The organism is Butyricicoccus sp. AF18-9LB, assembly GCF_027684505.1.
Lineage (GTDB): Bacteria > Bacillota > Clostridia > Oscillospirales > Butyricicoccaceae > Agathobaculum > Agathobaculum butyriciproducens.
Genome location: NZ_JAQCWA010000005.1, coordinates 19,334 through 37,231, shown reverse-complemented (window position 1 = coordinate 37,231; position 17,898 = coordinate 19,334). Strand labels below are relative to the sequence as shown.

Below are 17,898 nucleotides of genomic sequence, written 5' to 3'. Positions count from 1 at the left end.
CTCAGCCGACTTGAGCAATTCGTTGCTGATGCTCGGTCTGGCTACCGCACTCGCCCGCTGTGCCTTTACATTTCTACTCGGCGGCGCCTGGGTCGAGATGATACTCGCGTTCTTCGGTGCAGGTATCGGCAACGCCGTGCGCTGTAAGCGGTCCAAGCACTACCGGACTCTTGTGCTCTGCACAACCGTTTCGGCCGCGGCGGCCTGTCCGGTGTACGCAGGCTGTCTCAAGATTGCCGAAATGACCTGCGGCATCGCCATGGTCAAGTCGGATATGCGGTCGGGTCTCGAGCGGCATCATTCCTGCGCTGCCGCTCGGACTCATCTTCGCCCGCATTATGATGGATAAGATGTTCCGCCACTGCACCTGATATCGCAGAAAAACCGCTGTGAAAATGCTCCGCAGCGGTTGCTTTTTATGTAGCTGAAACGGAAAAATCTTGATTTTATGCAGTTTTCGAGCATAGAAAAAATCCACCGTAATTCTATCAAAATTACGGTGGACTTATGGTGGAGCCGAGGGGAGTTGAACCCCTGTCCGAAAGCGCATCCACGAGGACTTCTCCGGGCGCAGTTTGTCGATTAAAATTCCCGCCGCGGCACGCCGGCAAACAGGCTTACCGTTTTGGTAGAGTCATTTTACATGACGAGGGCAACTCTTACCTCGTACACGTTCACCACTAATCGACGCCGGGTCTCTGAGCCGTGGTCCTCTCTGAGCCGACGGGCTAAGCCTAATTAGGCAGCCTGAAGAGTATAATTGTTGTTGTTTAATTTATAAACAGTTGGAGCTTTTATCGCAGATCCCCACTGCGGCCCGCTATCCCGGCTTCAACACCCCCGTCGAACCCGTTACGGCCCCATTTTGAAATGGAGAATGGAAAATTGAGACTGGAGAATATTCTGCTCTCAGCTTTTCCATTTTTTAATTAACGATTACGCTCTTTCATCGCGCGGTCCATCTCGCGTTTTGCGTCGCGTGCGGCAATACTGTCACGCTTATCATGCAGCTTTTTGCCCTTGCACAAACCGATTTCAACCTTCACGCGCGAGCTTTTGAAATAAACCGCCAGCGGAATGACCGAATAGCCGTCCTGCTTGGTCTTGCTGAACAGGTTGACAATCTCACGCTTGTGCATAAGCAGCTTACGCACGCGCAACGGGTCCTTATTGAAGATATTGCCCTTTTCGTACGGCGAAATATGCATGCCACGCACGAAAATCTCACCGTCCTTGAACGAACAGTAGGAATCCTTGAGATTGATCTGTCCCAAACGGATAGACTTTACCTCGGTACCCGCAAGCTCGATGCCCGCTTCATACTTTTCCTCGACAAAGTAGTCATGCCATGCCTTTTTGTTGGCCGCAATCTGCTTTGTGCCCTTTTTGTCAACAGCCATGGCGAAACCTCCCTTACCGTGGTACATCTTATAATAACACGATTGCACGCATTTGTAAAGTTACGTCTGTGTTACAGAGTGTCCTCTCGTGCAGACGGTTTGCCTTTTTGCCGCAGACTGCGGCTGGGAGCGCCGCTGCGCGCGGCAGGCGCACAAGAGGGTAGACAACCTGCGGTTTTCCACCCTCTTGTGAATTACCCCTTTTCCCTTAGAGGGCTTGGGTGCAGATGGTAGACTGCGTAAGCGTAGAAAAGGAGGAACGACAGAGGATTTTTTCTACTTCGTGGTATAACACCTTTCCGCATTGTCGGCTATATTACTGCTACACATATGGTTTACTCTACGCAGGCGCGGCATACCCGTGCCGCGCAACACGTTTTCCGGTGCAGGTTATCCATCACCTGCGGGTAAAACTTCTGCTTATTGATGAATACTACTACCATGGGGCGGCATGACCCCATGCCGCCTTGCAAACCTTTTGCACAATTTTAATTTATCGGCACGTGCCTGTAGGGGCGCGCATTGCGCGTCCTTTTTACCTTCTGCACAATTTCAATTCCTTGACACATACTCCGTAGGGGCGGACCAATGTGTCCGCCCTGTAAACCGTTACACCAGTCGTTAAAACGGACGCACACGCTGGTGCGCCCCTACGGAACGCGAACGACAGACGTAGCAGCAAGGCAGCCGTGAACTGCGAATCGGTGCAGGAATGGACGCGCAATGCGCGCCCCTACGGACAGGTAACCCGACTGCCGTTCCCCTTTTCAACGCTTACGAAGTCCACCATCTGCGCCCAAGCCTTCTGAGGGAAAGGTAGGAGTTCAAAGAGGAAGGAAAACCGCCGGTTGTCCTTCCTTTTTGCCCTCTGCCGTGGGTACGGCAGCGTCACCCGCCGTGCCACGGCGCACCGCTGTGTTACATCATTCCCACATTTGCGGTTACTCAAACAAAAAGGAGGCTGCACACCTCCTTTTTTCTCATATGCACTTACTGCTCCCGGAAGTGCACCTTACCGGTCTCGGCGTCCATGCCGTCCACGATAGCGAGCGACTCGAGCTGATAGCCCAGATTGCGGATAATACGGCCGCCCTGCTGGAAACCCTTCTCCACGGCAATGCCGATGCCCTCGACCGTACCGCCGGCCTGTGCCACGATAGAGATCAGGCCCTGCAGCGCACAGCCGTTTGCCAGGAAATCGTCGATAACAAGCACATGGTCGTCCGGACCGAGGAACTTTTTAGAAACGATAACCTGATTCTTACACTTATGTGTAAAGGATTCAACCTCGGCAACATAAACCTCGCCGTCGATGTTGACACTCTGGGTCTTCTTCGCAAACACAACCGGAACGCCGAAATGACGAGCCACGATGCAGGCAATGCCGATGCCGGATGCCTCAATGGTAACGATCTTGTTGATCGGCTTGTCCGCGAAACGGCGCTTGAACTCCTCACCCATCTGATCAAACAGGTTAATATCCATCTGATGGTTCAGAAAGCTGTCTACCTTCAGAATGTTGCCTTCCTTAACAACGCCATCCTTGACAATTCGTTCCTCTAAAAAGTTCATGCTGCCACTCCCTGTTTTTTTGCTTTATTTTCATCAGCTCTGCAATAGCTGCACTTGGTATTTTATCATTGTACTATACTTCGACAGGTTTTTCAATCATTCGTGCGGAAATTATTCCTCAATTTTCTCCGCATACTGCCGAATGATTTCCGCAACCTGCTCATGCGTGCCAACAGCGTTGATAAACTCCAGCAGGGCATTTGCCGTCATGTGCGCGGGCAAATCCAGCGCGTGCAGCACGGCAGCGCGGCGTGCGGTGCTGTCGGGTCTGCCGGACAGTCCCCACTCGTAAAAATCCGCCTTGGTGATGACAGGATGCACCGGCATTTCGCTCTCGTCCTGCTGTGCAAAGGTTGCACCCGCTCGGCGGAGCGCGTCCAGAATCACCTGCGGACGCATGCCCTCCACGCCCAGCTTGCCCTCCTTGGAGCCATGCCGCTTGCGGCGTTCCTTGCCCGCGATATCGGGCACATACGCCTGCTTGATGCAGCCCTTCGGCAGCGCGCCCTTGAGATAGTTGCGGATGACAAAGCCCGCACCGTCACTATCGGTCAGCACGATGAGACCGCGCGTTTCCGCAATACGGCGCAGCAGCTTGAGTTGGTCTTTATTGTTAAAAATGCGGAATCCGCCGCTTTCGAGCACCACGGTGTCCACCACCTGCCGGACGGTGTTCACATCATACCGGCCCTCTACCAGAATCGCTTCCCTGATGCGCGTCATTTCTTTTCCCCCTTCAGTTCTGCCGCCATGGTGAGCAGCGTCAGCTCGATCTGCTTCTGCCGGTCTGCCGCGCCGCCCTTGAGTGTGGCATCGGTCTCCGCGCACAGCGAGGCCGCCTTTCGCAGCCAGCTGAGCGGCACACGCCGTGCTGCATTCTGAATCTGCCTTGCGTAGTACGGCGATTTCGAGCCGATCATCTCCATCAGCTGTTTTTCGCCGCCGCGATTCTCCGCGCACAGCTTGGCGGCATACAGACGCTGGATGTGACGTGTGATGGCAGTGAAGATCATGACCTCGTTGTTCTTCTGCGCGAGCAGCTCCCCGACGAGTGCGACCGCCCGATCAAACCTGCCTGCGGTTACCGCGTCGGTCAGATCGAACACGACGGCATCCAGCACCGGCGAGCATACCGCGTCGATGTTATAGCGCTTGATAACGCCGGTTGTGGTATGCGCGGCTGCCTTTTCCATCTCACCGGCGAGGTTGGTCATGGAATTGCCGCACAGGAAGATCATGTACGACGCATCTCCCGGTTCGATCATGCAGCCGAGCGCCTTGGCACGCCGCTCGAGCCACGCCACCAGTTCCTGCTCCTCCGCGTGTGCGAACTCGGCAAAGCAGGCGCGCTTCTCGAGTGTCTTGTACAGCTTGGTTCGCTTGTCCGGCTTGCCGTCCAGCACGTCGTAGTAGAACACGAGGCAGACGTACTCCGGCAGATCACCAAGTACGCTCGGCAGCACGTCTGCGAAGCCGGCAGGCGGCTTGAACAGGTCGAAGTCCTTGACGATGATGAGCTTTTTATCTGCCATCGCGGGATAGCTGTCAATGGCTTCGGTCAGTATTTCCGGTGTCAGGCCCTTGCCTTCGAACTCAATAAGATTGAAATCCGCAAAGGTCTCGTCCACCACCTTCTGCCGCAGCTGCCGCAGATAGTATTCCTTCATGTAGCTTTCCTCGCCCGAAATGATGTACAGCGTGGCAAATTCGCCGTTTTTCAGGTCGCGGATCAGCTGTGATTTTCCGTTTGGTTTGGTTTCTCTTGCCGCCATGTGTTACTCCTTTTTGAACTGCCGTGCGATCTCACCTTCCTTATAGGTGCTCTGCACGTCCAGTCCCTTGTGCGACCGCAGTCCCTTCTCCGAACTCGCCGCAATGATGATATGCTGTGCACCTGCCGCTTCGGCGTACTGTGCCATGCTTTCGCCGCTGCTCAGATGGTTTGCGCTGAGCACCAGCTCCGCTGCGGCAGGCAGCGTGTTTTTCTCTAAATAGGCCGATAGCTGTTTCTCGGTCGGACTGTGCAGGATGAGCACCTCGTCCGCTATGCTTACGGCCAGTTTTCCCTCGATGACCGGGAAAATCTCCACCGGTGCGATCGGGTTCGCAAGCGTCACCGGCTCGCTTATCTCCCGCGCCTCACGCTCGTGCACGAAAGAAAGCAAATCAGCGTTGGTTTTGCGCTCCTGACAGCCTGCGGGCATGAGCAGTTCCCCAACCTCGACCGTTTCCATCAGCTCCGGCAGGTTGCGCGCATGTCCCTGATCGACCGCGGTCAGCACGACCGTATCCAGCCGCTTCAGACCATTCCAGCGCAGCCACTCGCGTACCTGACGCGCAGCGTTCCGGTAGCTGCCGCAGTCTATGAGCATCGCGTGTTCGGTGTCGCTCAGCAGAATGGCCTGACCGCTGCCGCACGGCAGATACGTCACCGTATACCGGCCGTTCTGGTGCTGCACCTCGGCAATACATAAGCCGATCAGCACCACCGCCAGACACGGCAGCACGGCTTTCCATTTGACGTGCTTTCCAGCAGTCAGCCACACGAGCAGCGCCGCGAACACGATGCCGAGCGCCGCCAGACCGAAGGTGTTGTTCGGGTGCAGCGTGCCGAAGCCGAGGTCCGCGATGATATTCGCTGACCAGAGCAGATAGCTTATGAGCGGACGCACCAGTCCGGCGAGCATCGGCACAAGCGCCGGACAGACGGCTGCTGCAACACACAGCACGAACCCGCCCACAAAGCAGAGCGAGGTCACGCCGACCGTCATCAGGTTGCTGATGGGCGACAGCACGGACACCGCGCCGAACGAGGTCAGCAGAATCGGTACTGTAAATATCGTAGCGCAAACCGTGCAGCTGAGTGCGCTCGTGATGACCGCAAGCGCCTTGCGCACGAGTTTCGGCGCACCGGCAAACGGCTTTTCGAGTGCATGCTGCAGCTTCCCTGCGAACAGAATAAGACCGAGCGTGGACGCGAATGAAAGCTGCAGGCCCACGCTTGCGATCGCGTACGGATTGACAAGCAGCAGGACAGCCAGTGCCATCAGCAGCGCGTTCAATCCGCCTGAGCGGCGCCGCAGCAGAAATCCGCCTGCAGCCGTCAGGTACATCAGTGCCGCACGCAGCACGGACGGCGTGGCTCCCGCGACCGGCACAAACAGCAGCACCAGCGGGATGGACGCAACCGTTCCCCACCGTTTGCCGAACAGCAGCGTGCAGAACCCGACGAGAAAGCCGATGTGCAGTCCGGAAACGGCCACCAGATGGCTGAGACCCGCAATGCGGAACGCGGTCTGGTCGGTATCGCTCAGATTTTTGCTGCCGCCGACCAGCAGTCCGGTCAGCAGTCCGGCTTCACGTTCCGGAAGGGTACGCTGCACCGCATTTCGGCAGAACCGCGCGATCCTCTGCGGCGCAAAGCGCAGGCTGTCCCGTTTAGAGTCCAAGACCTCGAACTGCACCGCGTTGTGCTCCTCGTCGGTCGCATACGCGCCCGCGATATAGCAGCCCTCGGACGCCTGATATGCCGCACGGTCAAAGCCGCCGAGCGTGTCCGGCACATAAAGTGTGGCCATGACGCGTACCCTGTCTCCTGCCAGCAATGGCGGTTCGGTTTCCGGCAAGTAGCACCGCAGGCGAAACCGCCTGCCGTCCGCAGTCTCCGCCGAGAGCAGCACGCGCTGGTCGGTGTCGTACACCTCGGCATCCCGCAGGGCGGCTGCGGTGATCTCCTGCGTTTCGCCGGCTAAAGCACGAATGGGCACGACCCGCAAATCCCGGAACACGGCAAAGCCGGTCAGCGCAAGAGCGGCAGCCGCCAGCACAGCAAACACATTCAGCAGACACTTGCGGCGGCGCAGAAACACAGCCGCAAGCACCAGAAGAAGCGCGATCGGTGCAATGATATGCAGCTGCACCGGCAGCTCCAGGCAGACTGCCGCGTACAGCGCGGCAGCCATCGGCGGCACCAGATAAACCAGAGGGCGTTCTCGCATACGGGTCACTCCCTTGCCTTTTCTACTATTATAGCAAAGACCGGAACGCGCCGCAACCGCAGACCGCCTTACAGCGTACTTCTGCGGAACTGGGTCGGTGTTGCGCCGGTTTTCTCGGTGAAGGCTGTAATAAAGTTGACCTCACTGCGGTAGCCGACGCGGAACGCAATTTCCTTGACCGAAAGCGACGTGGACTGCAGCAGGGCCTTGGCCTCGTCAATCCGGTGCAGCATGATGTACTCGTGCGGAGAAAATCCGGTCGTGCTGCGGAACAGCCGCGAGAAATGAGACGGACTCAAGCTGACCGCGTCCGCCACCTTCTCCACGGATAACGATTCAAACAGGTGTTCTCCGATATACTTGACCGCCTGTGCAATGGCATCGTTTTTCCGGTCGGGTCCCGACTGCGCCGGAAACAGCAGCGCGCACAGGATTCGGTAGATGCGCTGCGAGCGGTCCAGTTCGGTCATATCGCCGGTGCGCAGACCGGAAATGATCTGTGCCAGCTCCTGCTCGATGCGTAAATCCGCCGGCGGCGTAAGCACCTGCCTGCCGCCGCGGAACGCGAGTATCTGCTCGAAAAATGCCGCCGCATTTGCGCCGTCAAAGTGAATCCAGAGCGCTTCCGCGTCGCCCTTGGTATAAAAATGATGCGGTCTGCGGCAGTCCACCAGTCCGATCTGTCCGCGCTCGGCGCAGTAGAGCTGGTCGGTCTCAAAGTACATCGTACCCGAGCGAACGTAGGTCAGAAAGAGATTCTTGTGGCTCTCCAGATGGGCGATGTCGCAGCTGTCGAGAAAATTATACCGCGCATCGTAGTAATAATGTCCCACGCGGGTGACGTAGTAAAACAGCCGCCGAGCGGTCGCGGACGGCGTTGAGAAAAATCGTTCCGAGCGCGACAGCACACCCGGCTCACTGAAAACCTTCACGGCATTCCCTCCTCCGCCTTCTATGATAGCACAAAATATGAATAGATTGCAGTATTTTGTTATTGCCAAATCAAAGAAAATTCGGTATGCTGTTAGCAGAAGTAAAAAAGCTGAGCCGGAACGATAGATATTGCGGTTCGTTCCGTCCGATCAGCTTTGAAGGCAAGGGGTTGTTGTAATGATAAAGGAAAAGACGTTTTATAAATCCTTTATGGTGCTGGCACTGTCGCTGGCGCTGCAGAACCTGCTCACCTACGGCGTAAACCTGATGGACACCATGATGCTCGGACGGTACAGTCAGGATGCCATGGGCGGCGTAAGCCTGTGCAATCAGGTGCAGTTTCTGCTGCAGATGCTGGTCGTCGGTGCAGGCGAGGGCGCAGTCGTTATGGGCTCGCAGTACTGGGGCAAAAACAAGCTGGAGCCAATCCCGCACATCATCGGTGTGGCTTTGCGCTTCGGCGGTTCACTGGCGGTGCTGATGTTCGGCATTGTGCTGTTCTTCCCGCACCAGCTGCTGTCGCTGCTGTCCAACTCACCGACGGTCATCGCGGAAGGTGAAAAGTATTTCCAAATCATCTGCTTTACCTATATTATCTTTACAATAACCAATATTCTGGTCGCGTCTCTCCGCTCGATCGGTGTAGTAAAGATCGGCTACATGATCTCGGGTTCGACGCTCATCATCAACGTGTGCTTGAACTACTGCCTGATCTACGGCCACTTCGGCTGTCCGGAGCTGGGCGTGCGCGGTGCGGCTATCGCAACGCTGGTTTCCCGCTGTGTGGAGCTGCTTATCGTTATTTACTACCTGAAGTTTAAGGAGCACAAGCTGAACCTGAGCCTGCGCAAGCTGGTTCACATCGACACCAGCTATGTGCAGGATTACATGCACGTTTCCCTGCCGGTGCTCATCAATCAGGCGCTCTGGGGCATCGCGCAGATGGTACAGACCGGTATCCTCGGTCATCTCGGCGGCGATGCCACGGCTGCCAACGCAATCGCGGTGCAGGTATATCAGGTTCTGTCGGTTGTCTGCTATGGCGCCGCGTCCGCATCCGGCATTGTGGTCGGCCGCACCATCGGCGAGGGCAACCAGCAGCGGCTGCATCCGCTCGTACATACGCTGCAGGTCCTGTTCGTCTCCATCGGACTGTGCTCGGGTCTTTTGATCTTCCTTCTGCGCGTACCGATCCTTGCGCTGCTCGGCGGTACGCTCACCGAAACGGCGTACAAGTATTCCCTGCAGTTCATGCTGGTGCTCGCCATCACAACGGTCGGCACCTCGTACCAGATGGCGTGCGATAACGGCATCATCCGCGGCGGCGGCGACACCAAGTTCAGCGCTAAGATGAATATCATCAGCATGTGGCTTATCGTTGTGCCGTTCTCGGCAATGGCGGCTTTCTGGTGGAAGTTCCCGCCGGTTGTCGTGTTCTTCCTGCTCAAGTGGGATCAGCTGTATAAGATCATTCCCGTGGCTATCCGCCTGCACAGCTGGAAGTGGGTCAAGAAGGTGACTCGGCCGGATACCGCAGAAGGTTAAAATCGAATTTATCCTCTCTCTTTGGGGCTCGCTGCAAGGCGGGCTCCTTTTTCTGCACCGGGTTTCCGGGGCATACGAACTGCGTTAGCGTGTTCGCCCCTAACGGGCGGCTTCTTTTTCTGCACCGGCTGACCGGGGCACACGAACTGCCGCAGGCGGGTTCGCCCCTGACGGGCAGGGGATTTTCGCTGAACCTCAGCGGGGAGTGCGCTCTGCGGAGCGCGGAGATTCGCCGTACCCACGGCAAGGGGCAAGAGGGTAGACACCTACGGTTTCTACCCTCTTAACTCCCATTTCCCTTTATTTCTTAGTCTGGCGCAGATTGCCGACATGTGACCGCTGCGAAATGGGGAACGGCAGTCGGGTTACCGCAGCGTATCTTTCGCAACCTATTCGCAGTTCACAGATAGCGTACTGCTACACATACGGGCTGCTCTGCGCAGGCGCGACACAAGGTGAATTGCCCGAAGGGCAAGAGAGGGTCCCCTGGGGGATAACCGTGTCGCACAATTCTTTAGCGCGTTGTTATAGACAGGGCCTGCGAGAATAAATGCTGCCGAACGCCTACATTCGCAGGGGCCGGGCGTAACAACGTGCAAACGAGTTGCGCGACACGGTTATGTCGCGCCTGCGCAGATGAAATCACATGTGTAGCAGAACGGTATCTGACACTGCGAACAGGTTGCTCAAGAGGACGGACAACGAAGGCAGTCCGTCCGTAGTAGAGGAAAAATCCTCTGCCGTTCCCTATTTTCGGAGCGGTTGCCGGTCTCTGGTCTGCGCCAGACTATCTAACAAGGGAAAGGCAGGAGTTCAAAGAGGAAGGGCACTCATTTAATCCGCGCACGGCGCGGGAAAAAGGTTTAGCAGCCTACGGGCAAACCGCAGGTGTCCCTTCCTTTTTGCCCCCCGCCGTGGGTACGGCGTTACCCCGCAGAGCGCAACTTTCCGCAATTTCAGTTGACAACTGCCCGCAAAAGTGGCATAATAGATACGCAATACAGAAAATGCGATGAGGAAACGAGTTTTCCATCCGCCGTTCTTCAGAGAGAGGACATTCGCTGCAAGTCCTTGTCCGGTGCGGAAAACAGCCACTTCCGAGCAGTCTGCAACTGAAACAGACCGTCCGATCCCCGATACCGGATTACCGAGATGGATATGGCATACCCATATTCAAATCAAGGTGGTACCGTGGAAGCATGCTTTCGCCCTTGAAGTCCGGGCGGAGGCTTTTTTCATTTTCTGTTTTATTTCCGTAAATTCTTTTTTGGAGGAATCAATTTATATGCAGTACAGAGGACTCAACGAGCTGCGCGAGATGTACCTCAGTTTCTTTGAAACCAAGGGTCATCTCCGCCTGCCGAGCTTTTCGCTCATCCCGCAGAACGACCCGTCGCTTCTGCTCATCAACTCCGGCATGGCGCCGATGAAGCCGTTCTTCACCGGCGAGCAGGAGCCGCCGCGCCACCGCGTTACCACCTGCCAGAAGTGCATCCGCACCGGCGATATCGAGAACGTTGGCAAGACCGCCCGTCACGGCACCTTCTTCGAGATGCTGGGCAACTTCTCCTTCGGCGACTACTTCAAGCGCGAGGCCATTCACTGGAGCTGGGAATTCCTGACCAGTCCGGAGTGGGTCGGCATTGACCCGGATCGCCTGTATCCGTCCATCTACGTTGACGATGACGAGGCATTCGAGATCTGGAACAAGGAGGTCGGCATTGCACCGGAGCGTATCTTCCGCTTCGGCAAGGAGGACAACTTCTGGGAGCATGGCTCCGGTCCGTGCGGCCCGTGCTCTGAGATCTACTACGACCGCGGCCCCGAGTACGGCTGCGGCAAGCCGGGCTGCACCGTCGGCTGCGACTGTGACCGCTACATGGAGGTATGGAACAACGTATTCTCCCAGTTCGACAACGACGGCCACGGCAACTACTCTGAGCTGAAGCAGAAGAACATCGACACCGGCATGGGTCTGGAGCGTCTGGCATGCGTGGTACAGGGCGTTGGCTCCCTGTTCGACGTTGACACCGTGCGCAACATCACCAACAAGGTTTCCGAGATCGCCGGCAAGCACTACGGCGAGAGCGACAAGACCGATGTTTCCCTGCGCGTTATCACCGACCACATCCGCTCCACCGTTATGATGATCTGCGACGGCGTTATCCCGTCCAACGAGGGCCGCGGCTACGTTCTGCGCCGCCTGCTGCGCCGCGCTGTTCGTCACGGCAAGCTGCTCGGCATTGACAAGCCGTTTATGTCCGACGTTGCTTCCACCGTTATCAACGAGTCCGGCGGCGCATATCCGGAGCTGGTTGAGAAGCAGAAATATATCCACAAGGTTATCGAGAACGAGGAAGCCAGCTTCAACAAGACCATCGACAGCGGTCTGGCTATCCTGAATGACAAGATCGCCGCTTCCGACGGCAAGGAGCTGTCCGCTGCGGACGCATTCCAGCTGTACGACACCTACGGCTTCCCGATCGACCTGACCCTTGAGGTACTCGAGGAGCAGGGCATGACCACCAGCCGCGAGGAGTTCGACCGCCTGATGAACGAGCAGCGCGAGCGTGCCCGTGAGGACCGCAAGAAGATGGGCGACCTCGGCTGGCAGAGCGAGGATCTGGGTCTGGACAAGTCCATCAAGACCGCATTTGATGGCTACACCACCCTTGAGGAGTCCGCAAAGATTCTGGCTATCGTAAACGAGGGCGAAGTTTCCGGCGCAGCTGCCAAGGGTGAGAAGATCACTGTTGTGCTCGACCGCACCCCGTTCTACGCGGAGATGGGCGGTCAGATCGGTGACCACGGCGTTATCACCGGCAAGAACGGCGCAATGGCCGTTTCCGATGTTCAGAAGACCAAGGACGGCAAGTATATGCACATCGGCGTTGTCACCGAGGGCGAGCTGTCGGTTGAAGACGAGGTTACGGCTTCTGTTGATGCGGCTTACCGTCAGGCTATCTGCCGTGCACATACCTCCACCCACCTGCTCCAGAAGGCGCTCCGCACCGTGCTCGGCGACCATGTTGAGCAGGCAGGCTCCTACACTGCAAACGATCATATCCGCTTCGACTTCACCCACTTTGCAGCGCTGACCGCCGAGGAACTGGCCAAGGTCGAGGATATGGTAAACGATGCGATTCTGTCTGGCAGCCCGGTTATCACCGAGGAAATGAGCATCGACGATGCCAAGAAGAAGGGCGCTATGGCGCTGTTCGGCGAGAAGTACGGCCAGACCGTCCGCGTGGTACAGGCCGGTGACTCCATCGAGCTGTGCGGCGGTACGCATCTGGACAACACCGCGAAGGCCGGTTCGCTCAAGATCATCGGCGAGGCTTCTGTTGCAGCAGGCGTGCGCCGTATCGAGGCTGTTACCGGCAAGGCTGTTCTCAAGCTGATGAACGACCGTCAGGCGGTTCTCAACGAGGCTGCTGCCGTACTCAAGACCAACCCGAACGAGCTGTCTGCCAAGATTGAGCAGCAGGTAAACGATATGCGTACCCTCAACAAGAAGCTCGAGAAGATGGGCGCAAAGGTCGCTGCAATGCAGATGGTTGACCTGTTCAACGTATCCCGCAACATCAAGGGCGTAGACGTGGTTGCCACCAAGCTGGATGACGCATCTGCCGACATGCTCCGCACCATGGGCGATGACATCAAGAGCAAGAAGGAGAACATGGTTGCCGTTCTCTCCGCAGTCAACGGCGACAAGGTAAGCCTGCTTTGTGTCTGCGGCGCTGAGGCCGTCAAGAAGGGCGCACACGCCGGCAAGATCATCAAGGAAGTTGCCAAGATCGTTGGCGGCGGCGGCGGCGGTCGTCCGGACAGCGCAACCGCAGGCGGCAAGAATCCGGCAAAGCTGGAGGAAGCACTCGAGGCTGTCAACAACATCGTTGAAGCAATGCTGTAATAAACTTTAGGGGAAAGCCGCGGGAACGCTCTCGCGGCACTCCCCTTTCAGAAAGGAGCGATCATTCCATGGAAGATTGTCTGTTCTGTAAGATCATCGCGGGCGATATCCCGTCGAGCAAGGTGTACGAGGACGACCTCTGCTACGCCTTCAACGACATTGACCCGCAGGCTCCCACGCATTTTCTCGTGATTCCGAAGCAGCACATCAAGTCTGTTGCCGCCGTTGATGCATCCAACAGCGCGGTTGTGGCGCACTGCTTTGAGGTCATTGCGAAGATTGCCAAGGAGCGCGGCATGGACAGCTTCCGCGTGGTCTCCAACATCGGAGAGCAGGCGGGTCAGAGCGTGTTCCATCTGCATTTCCACGTCCTTTCCGGACGGGATATGACCTGGCCGCCGGGCTAAACCTTCTTCTAAGGGGGACGCTGTCCCCCTTAGATACCCACAAAGTTCCGTAGAAACTTTGTGGGATATCCCCCTCTCGTCCGCACAACGGACGAGGCCGTGCAACGGAGCACGGGCAGTAGAGAAAAAGTCCGGCAGAGCCGGACTTTTTCAGGGAATTGAATCGGCGTACTGCGGTACGCCGCTGCCTGCTGCTTAGCAGAACGGCAGAAAAAAGGCACACCGTTTGGTGTGCCTTTTTGTATGCGTTGGTTTACGTTTTGCTTTTTCCTTAAATAATGATGCCGTTGCAATGGTCGATCTCATGCTGGATAATCTGTGCGGTCCAGCCGGTGAAGGTTTTCAGTCTCGTCTGGAACTTTTCGTTCTGGTACTGCACCTTGATGGATTGCCAGCGGCGCGTTTTGCGCGTGCCGGTCAGCGACAGACAGCCCTCCTCGGCCTCATAGCCGCCGGACTGCTTGACGATTTGCGGGTTGAACATCACCATATACGTTCCCTCGTTATCGAACGCGATGATGCGCTTGTTCACGCCGATCATGTTCGCCGCCATGCCGACACAGCCGTCCTTATGCGCTTCGAGCGTTTCCAGCAGGTCGGTTGCAGTTTGGATATCGTCCGGCGTGGCCTGCTCGGCCTTCTGCGCTAAAAATTTCTCGTCTTTGCAGATTTCCTGAATCATATTGTGCTCCTTATTTATGTTTGCGTTCCCAGGCAGCCATGACGGCCAGCTGCTCCGGTGTGTGGAACCAGTGCTCGCCTTGCGGCATGATGATCAGCTCCGCACCGGATTTTGCCGTGTAAGTGCGGATAGTCGCCAAGTCAGTCATGCTGTCATTTTCGCCGTAGAGAATGTACTGCGGGCAGTACCAGTCCTTTGCCGGATGCGCACGCACCCAGCAAAGGTAGTCCCACGAGAGCATATCCCCTTCCCTTGCGGGATACATGCCGCGCTCGCGCAGGATTTGCTCGGTAATGCCTGCCGCGCATATCCTGTCACAGATCAAGCGCTCCATATCCACGATGGGCGACACGAACAGCGCTTTTTCCGGTGCAGCAAACGCCAACCGCGCAAAATACGCGCCGATGCTGGTCGCGCGCACGTTTATCGTGCGCCAGTGTGCTCTTGCGTAAGCCATCACGCGGGTGAGTTCGGGTGCGACTGTCCATGGTGCAAATTCCTCATTCCGGTTTTGGCGCATGCCGTGATTCGGCAGGTCGATGGACAAAACCTGTGCGTCCGGAGCCACGATTTCGGCAAACGGAAGGGCTTCTTCCTTGCAGCCGAATTGTCCGTGAACGAACAGCCACAGCGTGTCCGATGGCTCTCCGTACAGCACCGCCGGTGTGTTTTCGATGAAGAGTTGTTCGGTTTTCATGCGTTACCTTCGTCTGCCAGCCAGTTCAGCGCGCACCATGTGTGCAGTGCTGCGCCGCGCGGCAGGATATCCTCGTTGAACACGACCCTTTCGTTGTGCATCGGCTCACCGAACGCAGGATTTTCCTGCTTGGTGCCTGCGCCGATGAGCAGGTATGCGCACGGTAAATCGTAGGTGTAGGACGCGAAATCCTCCGAGCCCATGCCACCCTCGTCCAGCCGATAGACCAGCTTTTCACCAAACAGCGCCCCGGCAAGGTCTGCCATGCGATTGGTCAGCGCAGCGTCATTCCTGAGCGGCGGCGCGGACGCGATCTCTTCCGTGACGGCTGTGCCGCGGAACGCCTGTGCAGTACACTGCGCAATTTCCCCGATGCGGGTGAAGATCTGTGCGGACAGGTCGCGGTCAAAGCTGCGGATGGTGCCCTCGAGCACCGCGGTCTGCGGGATGATATTGGGCGCCTCTCCGCCGGTCATACGGCCGATGGTCACGACAGCAGGCGTTTTTGCGCCGATCTCGCGGCTGATGATCTCCTGCAGCGACAGGTAAATGTGGCTTGCGATATTGAGGGGGTCCACGCCCTTTTCCGGCATTGCGCCGTGGCATCCAACGCCGTTTACCGTGATGCGGAACAGCGTGCAGCCCGCCATAAACGTGCCGCGTCCGCACAGAACCAGTCCGGACGGTGTGCCCGAATTGACGTGCAGCGCAAAGCCTGCCTGCGGTGCCGGGTCTTTCAGCACGCCCGCCGCGAGCATGGCCTTTGCGCCGGTAAAGCCTTCCTCGTCCGGCTGAAACACCAGCTTGACCGTGCCTTGCAGCTGCGTCCGGTACTCATGCAGCAGCTGTGCCGCACCGAGCAGCATCGCCGCGTGCATGTCGTGGCCGCAGGCGTGCATGCAGCCGTTCGCGGATGCGAAATCCAGTCCGGTCTGCTCGGTTACGCACAGCGCGTCCATGTCGGCGCGCAGGAGCAGACAGCGGCCGGTCTCGGTGCCGGTTATCTCTGCGACGACACCACCCGCCAGCTCGCGCGGCTGATAGCCCATCTCAAGCAGGCGTTTTTTGACGTAGGCTACAGTGTTCGGCAGGTCGGTGCCGACCTCAGGTGCAGCGTGCAGCGTCCGCCGGTCGCGGACAATATCCTCGCGGATGCGCTCTGCCGATGCACGCACCTGCTCCGCCGTTATGGTTAAGGTTTGTGACATGATTTTTCCTCCCTTGTCGGTGTTTCTATGGCAATACCGCATAATTGAACAGAAGCGATTGTGGTATGCCTTAAGTATACCATAAATTGCAGGAAAAAACCGCTCTGTTTTTATTTGACGCAGCCATTTCCCGTATTTGCCTTGACGAAACGCGCTGTAAATTGTATCATATAGGTATATCATTGTGTCCACATGGCAACTTGGCGGCAGCGTGACAGGCTGAGGAGAAATCCGCCGATGTCATCCAGATGCAACGCAAACAAAGGGAGTATGTAGGTATGAAAAAAATTTTAAACAGCCTGCCGTTCAAGCTGCTGCTTGGCGTTGTGGTGGGCATCGTGCTCGGTCTGGTGGCGAACGAGGCCGTGATGAACGTGGTCGTGACGATCAAGCAGGTGCTCGGTCAGATCATCACGTTCTGTGTGCCGCTGATCGTTATCGGCTTTATTGCGCCGTCCATCACCAAACTGGGCCACAACGCATCCCGGATGCTGGGCATTGCGCTCATTATCGCGTATGTGTCGTCGGTCGGCGCGGCGCTGATGAGCACGGCAGCCGGTTACGCACTCATTCCGCACCTGTCGATCGTATCGCAGGTTGACGGCCTGCGCGAGCTGCCCGAGGTACTGTTCCAGCTGGAGATTCCGGCGGTCATGAACGTGATGAGCGCACTGGCGCTGTCGCTGATGGTCGGTCTGGCCATCACCTGGACCAAATCCAAGATGATGGAGTCCCTGCTTGACGAGGTGCAGAACATTGTCCTCGCCATCGTCACCAAGATCATCATCCCGATTCTGCCGTTCTTTATCGCGTCCACCTTCTGCGGTCTGGCGTATGAGGGCACGATCACCAAGCAGTTTCCGGTGTTCATCAAGGTCATCATCATCGTTATGATCGGTCATTATATCTGGATGGCGCTGCTCTATGGAGTTGCGGGCGCATACTCGGGCAAGAACCCGATTGAAGTGGTGAAGCACTACGGTCCGGCGTACATCACTGCGGTCGGCACGATGTCCTCTGCAGCGACTTTGGCAGTTGCTCTGCGCTGCGCAAAGAAATCCACGGTGCTGCGCAAGGACATGGTTAATTTCGGTATTCCGCTGTTCGCCAACATCCATCTGTGCGGCTCGGTGCTGACTGAGGTTTTCTTCGTCATGACAATCTCGCAGATTCTGTACGGCAAGATTCCGTCTGTCGGAACCATGATCCTGTTCTGCGTGCTGCTCGGCATTTTCGCCATCGGCGCACCCGGCGTGCCGGGCGGTACGGTTATGGCTTCGCTCGGTCTGATCACCGGCATCCTGCTGTTTGACGGCACCGGCACCGCGCTTATGCTGACCATCTTTGCCCTGCAGGACAGCTTCGGCACCGCCTGCAACGTCACCGGCGACGGCGCGCTGACACTTATTCTGACCGGCTACGCGAATAAGCATCATATCGCGGAGGAAAAGCGTGAGGTTGAGGCAGCAGAAGTTCAGTAATCAAATATGAGAAAAGGAGCCTGCTTTTGCGGGCTTCTTTTTTGTATCGGGAGAAAGCAGGT

At 57.0% G+C, this 17,898-nt stretch carries 14 protein-coding genes and 1 other RNA gene; 5 read left to right on the top strand and 10 right to left on the bottom strand.

Going from position 1 to position 17,898, the window contains the following annotated elements; genetic code table 11:
- Positions 1–10: 10 nt before the first annotated feature.
- Positions 11–349 (top strand): threonine/serine exporter family protein, encoded by a 339-nt coding sequence (locus PGY33_RS04770; RefSeq protein ID WP_442861217.1) that lies wholly within the window; start codon positions 11–13, stop codon positions 347–349.
- Between the two features lie 159 nt (positions 350–508).
- Here PGY33_RS04770 and ssrA read toward each other — a convergent pair.
- The 7 genes from ssrA to PGY33_RS04735 form a co-directional block, all read right to left on the bottom strand.
- Positions 509–862: a transfer-messenger RNA gene (gene ssrA, locus PGY33_RS04765) on the bottom strand.
- A 67-nt stretch (positions 863–929) separates the two neighbouring features.
- Positions 930–1,400, bottom strand: a complete 471-nt coding sequence (gene smpB / locus PGY33_RS04760) for an SsrA-binding protein SmpB (protein WP_117490323.1) — start codon at positions 1,398–1,400, stop codon at positions 930–932.
- 990 nt (positions 1,401–2,390) lie between these two features.
- Positions 2,391–2,972, bottom strand: coding sequence for a xanthine phosphoribosyltransferase (locus PGY33_RS04755; protein ID WP_118479573.1), 582 nt, complete (start codon positions 2,970–2,972; stop codon positions 2,391–2,393).
- A 111-nt stretch (positions 2,973–3,083) separates the two neighbouring features.
- A complete protein-coding gene (locus PGY33_RS04750; protein WP_118479571.1) occupies positions 3,084–3,695 on the bottom strand; it encodes a toprim domain-containing protein in 612 nt (203 codons plus the stop codon).
- The gene (gene holA, locus PGY33_RS04745) at positions 3,692–4,744 is read right to left on the bottom strand and encodes a DNA polymerase III subunit delta (RefSeq protein WP_118479569.1); all 1,053 of its coding nucleotides are present in this window, start codon (positions 4,742–4,744) and stop codon (positions 3,692–3,694) included. Before holA ends, PGY33_RS04750 begins: the two co-directional genes overlap by 4 nt.
- Before the next feature lie 3 nt (positions 4,745–4,747).
- A complete protein-coding gene (locus PGY33_RS04740; protein ID WP_118753353.1) occupies positions 4,748–6,970 on the bottom strand; it encodes a ComEC/Rec2 family competence protein in 2,223 nt (740 codons plus the stop codon).
- 68 nt (positions 6,971–7,038) lie between these two features.
- The gene (locus tag PGY33_RS04735; protein WP_118479565.1) at positions 7,039–7,902 is read right to left on the bottom strand and encodes an AraC family transcriptional regulator; all 864 of its coding nucleotides are present in this window, start codon (positions 7,900–7,902) and stop codon (positions 7,039–7,041) included.
- A gap of 178 nt (positions 7,903–8,080) precedes the next feature.
- On the opposite strand from PGY33_RS04735, the gene PGY33_RS04730 reads away from it, so the two are divergent.
- The 3 genes from PGY33_RS04730 (at position 8,081) to PGY33_RS04720 (ending at position 13,768) form a co-directional block, all read left to right on the top strand.
- On the top strand, positions 8,081–9,448 hold the full coding sequence (locus tag PGY33_RS04730; protein ID WP_118479563.1) for an MATE family efflux transporter: 1,368 nt from the start codon (positions 8,081–8,083) through the stop codon (positions 9,446–9,448).
- A 1,285-nt stretch (positions 9,449–10,733) separates the two neighbouring features.
- A complete protein-coding gene (alaS, locus tag PGY33_RS04725; protein ID WP_118479561.1) occupies positions 10,734–13,361 on the top strand; it encodes an alanine--tRNA ligase in 2,628 nt (875 codons plus the stop codon).
- Positions 13,362–13,429: 68 nt separating this feature from the next.
- Positions 13,430–13,768 carry a histidine triad nucleotide-binding protein gene (locus tag PGY33_RS04720; protein WP_118358512.1) on the top strand — a complete coding sequence of 113 codons (339 nt, stop codon included), beginning with the start codon at positions 13,430–13,432 and terminating at the stop codon, positions 13,766–13,768.
- Positions 13,769–14,039: 271 nt separating this feature from the next.
- On the opposite strand, the gene PGY33_RS04715 is transcribed toward PGY33_RS04720, so the two are convergent.
- From PGY33_RS04715 to PGY33_RS04705, 3 genes are read right to left on the bottom strand one after another with little or no spacing between them, the layout of a single operon-like run.
- Positions 14,040–14,450, bottom strand: coding sequence for a peptide deformylase (locus tag PGY33_RS04715; RefSeq protein ID WP_117751176.1), 411 nt, complete (start codon positions 14,448–14,450; stop codon positions 14,040–14,042).
- Positions 14,451–14,460: 10 nt separating this feature from the next.
- Positions 14,461–15,147, bottom strand: coding sequence for an alpha/beta hydrolase (locus PGY33_RS04710; protein ID WP_270477600.1), 687 nt, complete (start codon positions 15,145–15,147; stop codon positions 14,461–14,463).
- Positions 15,144–16,355 carry a M20 metallopeptidase family protein gene (locus PGY33_RS04705; RefSeq protein WP_270477598.1) on the bottom strand — a complete coding sequence of 404 codons (1,212 nt, stop codon included), beginning with the start codon at positions 16,353–16,355 and terminating at the stop codon, positions 15,144–15,146. The genes PGY33_RS04710 and PGY33_RS04705 overlap by 4 nt, the downstream gene beginning before the upstream one ends.
- Positions 16,356–16,633: 278 nt before the next feature.
- Here PGY33_RS04705 and PGY33_RS04700 point away from each other — a divergent pair, with 278 nt between their 5' ends.
- Positions 16,634–17,836, top strand: coding sequence for a dicarboxylate/amino acid:cation symporter (locus PGY33_RS04700; protein ID WP_188886328.1), 1,203 nt, complete (start codon positions 16,634–16,636; stop codon positions 17,834–17,836).
- Positions 17,837–17,898: the final 62 nt, after the last annotated feature.

What these genes read in the sequence shown, in the direction of transcription:
- smpB (WP_117490323.1), bottom strand. Translation starts at nt 1,400, where the DNA reads ATGGCTGTTGACAAAAAGGGCACAAAGCAGATTGCGGCCAACAAAAAG.
- PGY33_RS04755 (WP_118479573.1), bottom strand. Translation starts at nt 2,972, where the DNA reads ATGAACTTTTTAGAGGAACGAATTGTCAAGGATGGCGTTGTTAAGGAA.
- PGY33_RS04750 (WP_118479571.1), bottom strand. Translation starts at nt 3,695, where the DNA reads ATGACGCGCATCAGGGAAGCGATTCTGGTAGAGGGCCGGTATGATGTG.
- holA (WP_118479569.1), bottom strand. Translation starts at nt 4,744, where the DNA reads ATGGCGGCAAGAGAAACCAAACCAAACGGAAAATCACAGCTGATCCGC.
- PGY33_RS04740 (WP_118753353.1), bottom strand. Translation starts at nt 6,970, where the DNA reads ATGCGAGAACGCCCTCTGGTTTATCTGGTGCCGCCGATGGCTGCCGCG.
- PGY33_RS04730 (WP_118479563.1), top strand. Translation starts at nt 8,081, where the DNA reads ATGATAAAGGAAAAGACGTTTTATAAATCCTTTATGGTGCTGGCACTG.
- alaS (WP_118479561.1), top strand. Translation starts at nt 10,734, where the DNA reads ATGCAGTACAGAGGACTCAACGAGCTGCGCGAGATGTACCTCAGTTTC.
- PGY33_RS04720 (WP_118358512.1), top strand. Translation starts at nt 13,430, where the DNA reads ATGGAAGATTGTCTGTTCTGTAAGATCATCGCGGGCGATATCCCGTCG.
- PGY33_RS04715 (WP_117751176.1), bottom strand. Translation starts at nt 14,450, where the DNA reads ATGATTCAGGAAATCTGCAAAGACGAGAAATTTTTAGCGCAGAAGGCC.
- PGY33_RS04710 (WP_270477600.1), bottom strand. Translation starts at nt 15,147, where the DNA reads ATGAAAACCGAACAACTCTTCATCGAAAACACACCGGCGGTGCTGTAC.
- PGY33_RS04705 (WP_270477598.1), bottom strand. Translation starts at nt 16,355, where the DNA reads ATGTCACAAACCTTAACCATAACGGCGGAGCAGGTGCGTGCATCGGCA.
- PGY33_RS04700 (WP_188886328.1), top strand. Translation starts at nt 16,634, where the DNA reads ATGAAAAAAATTTTAAACAGCCTGCCGTTCAAGCTGCTGCTTGGCGTT.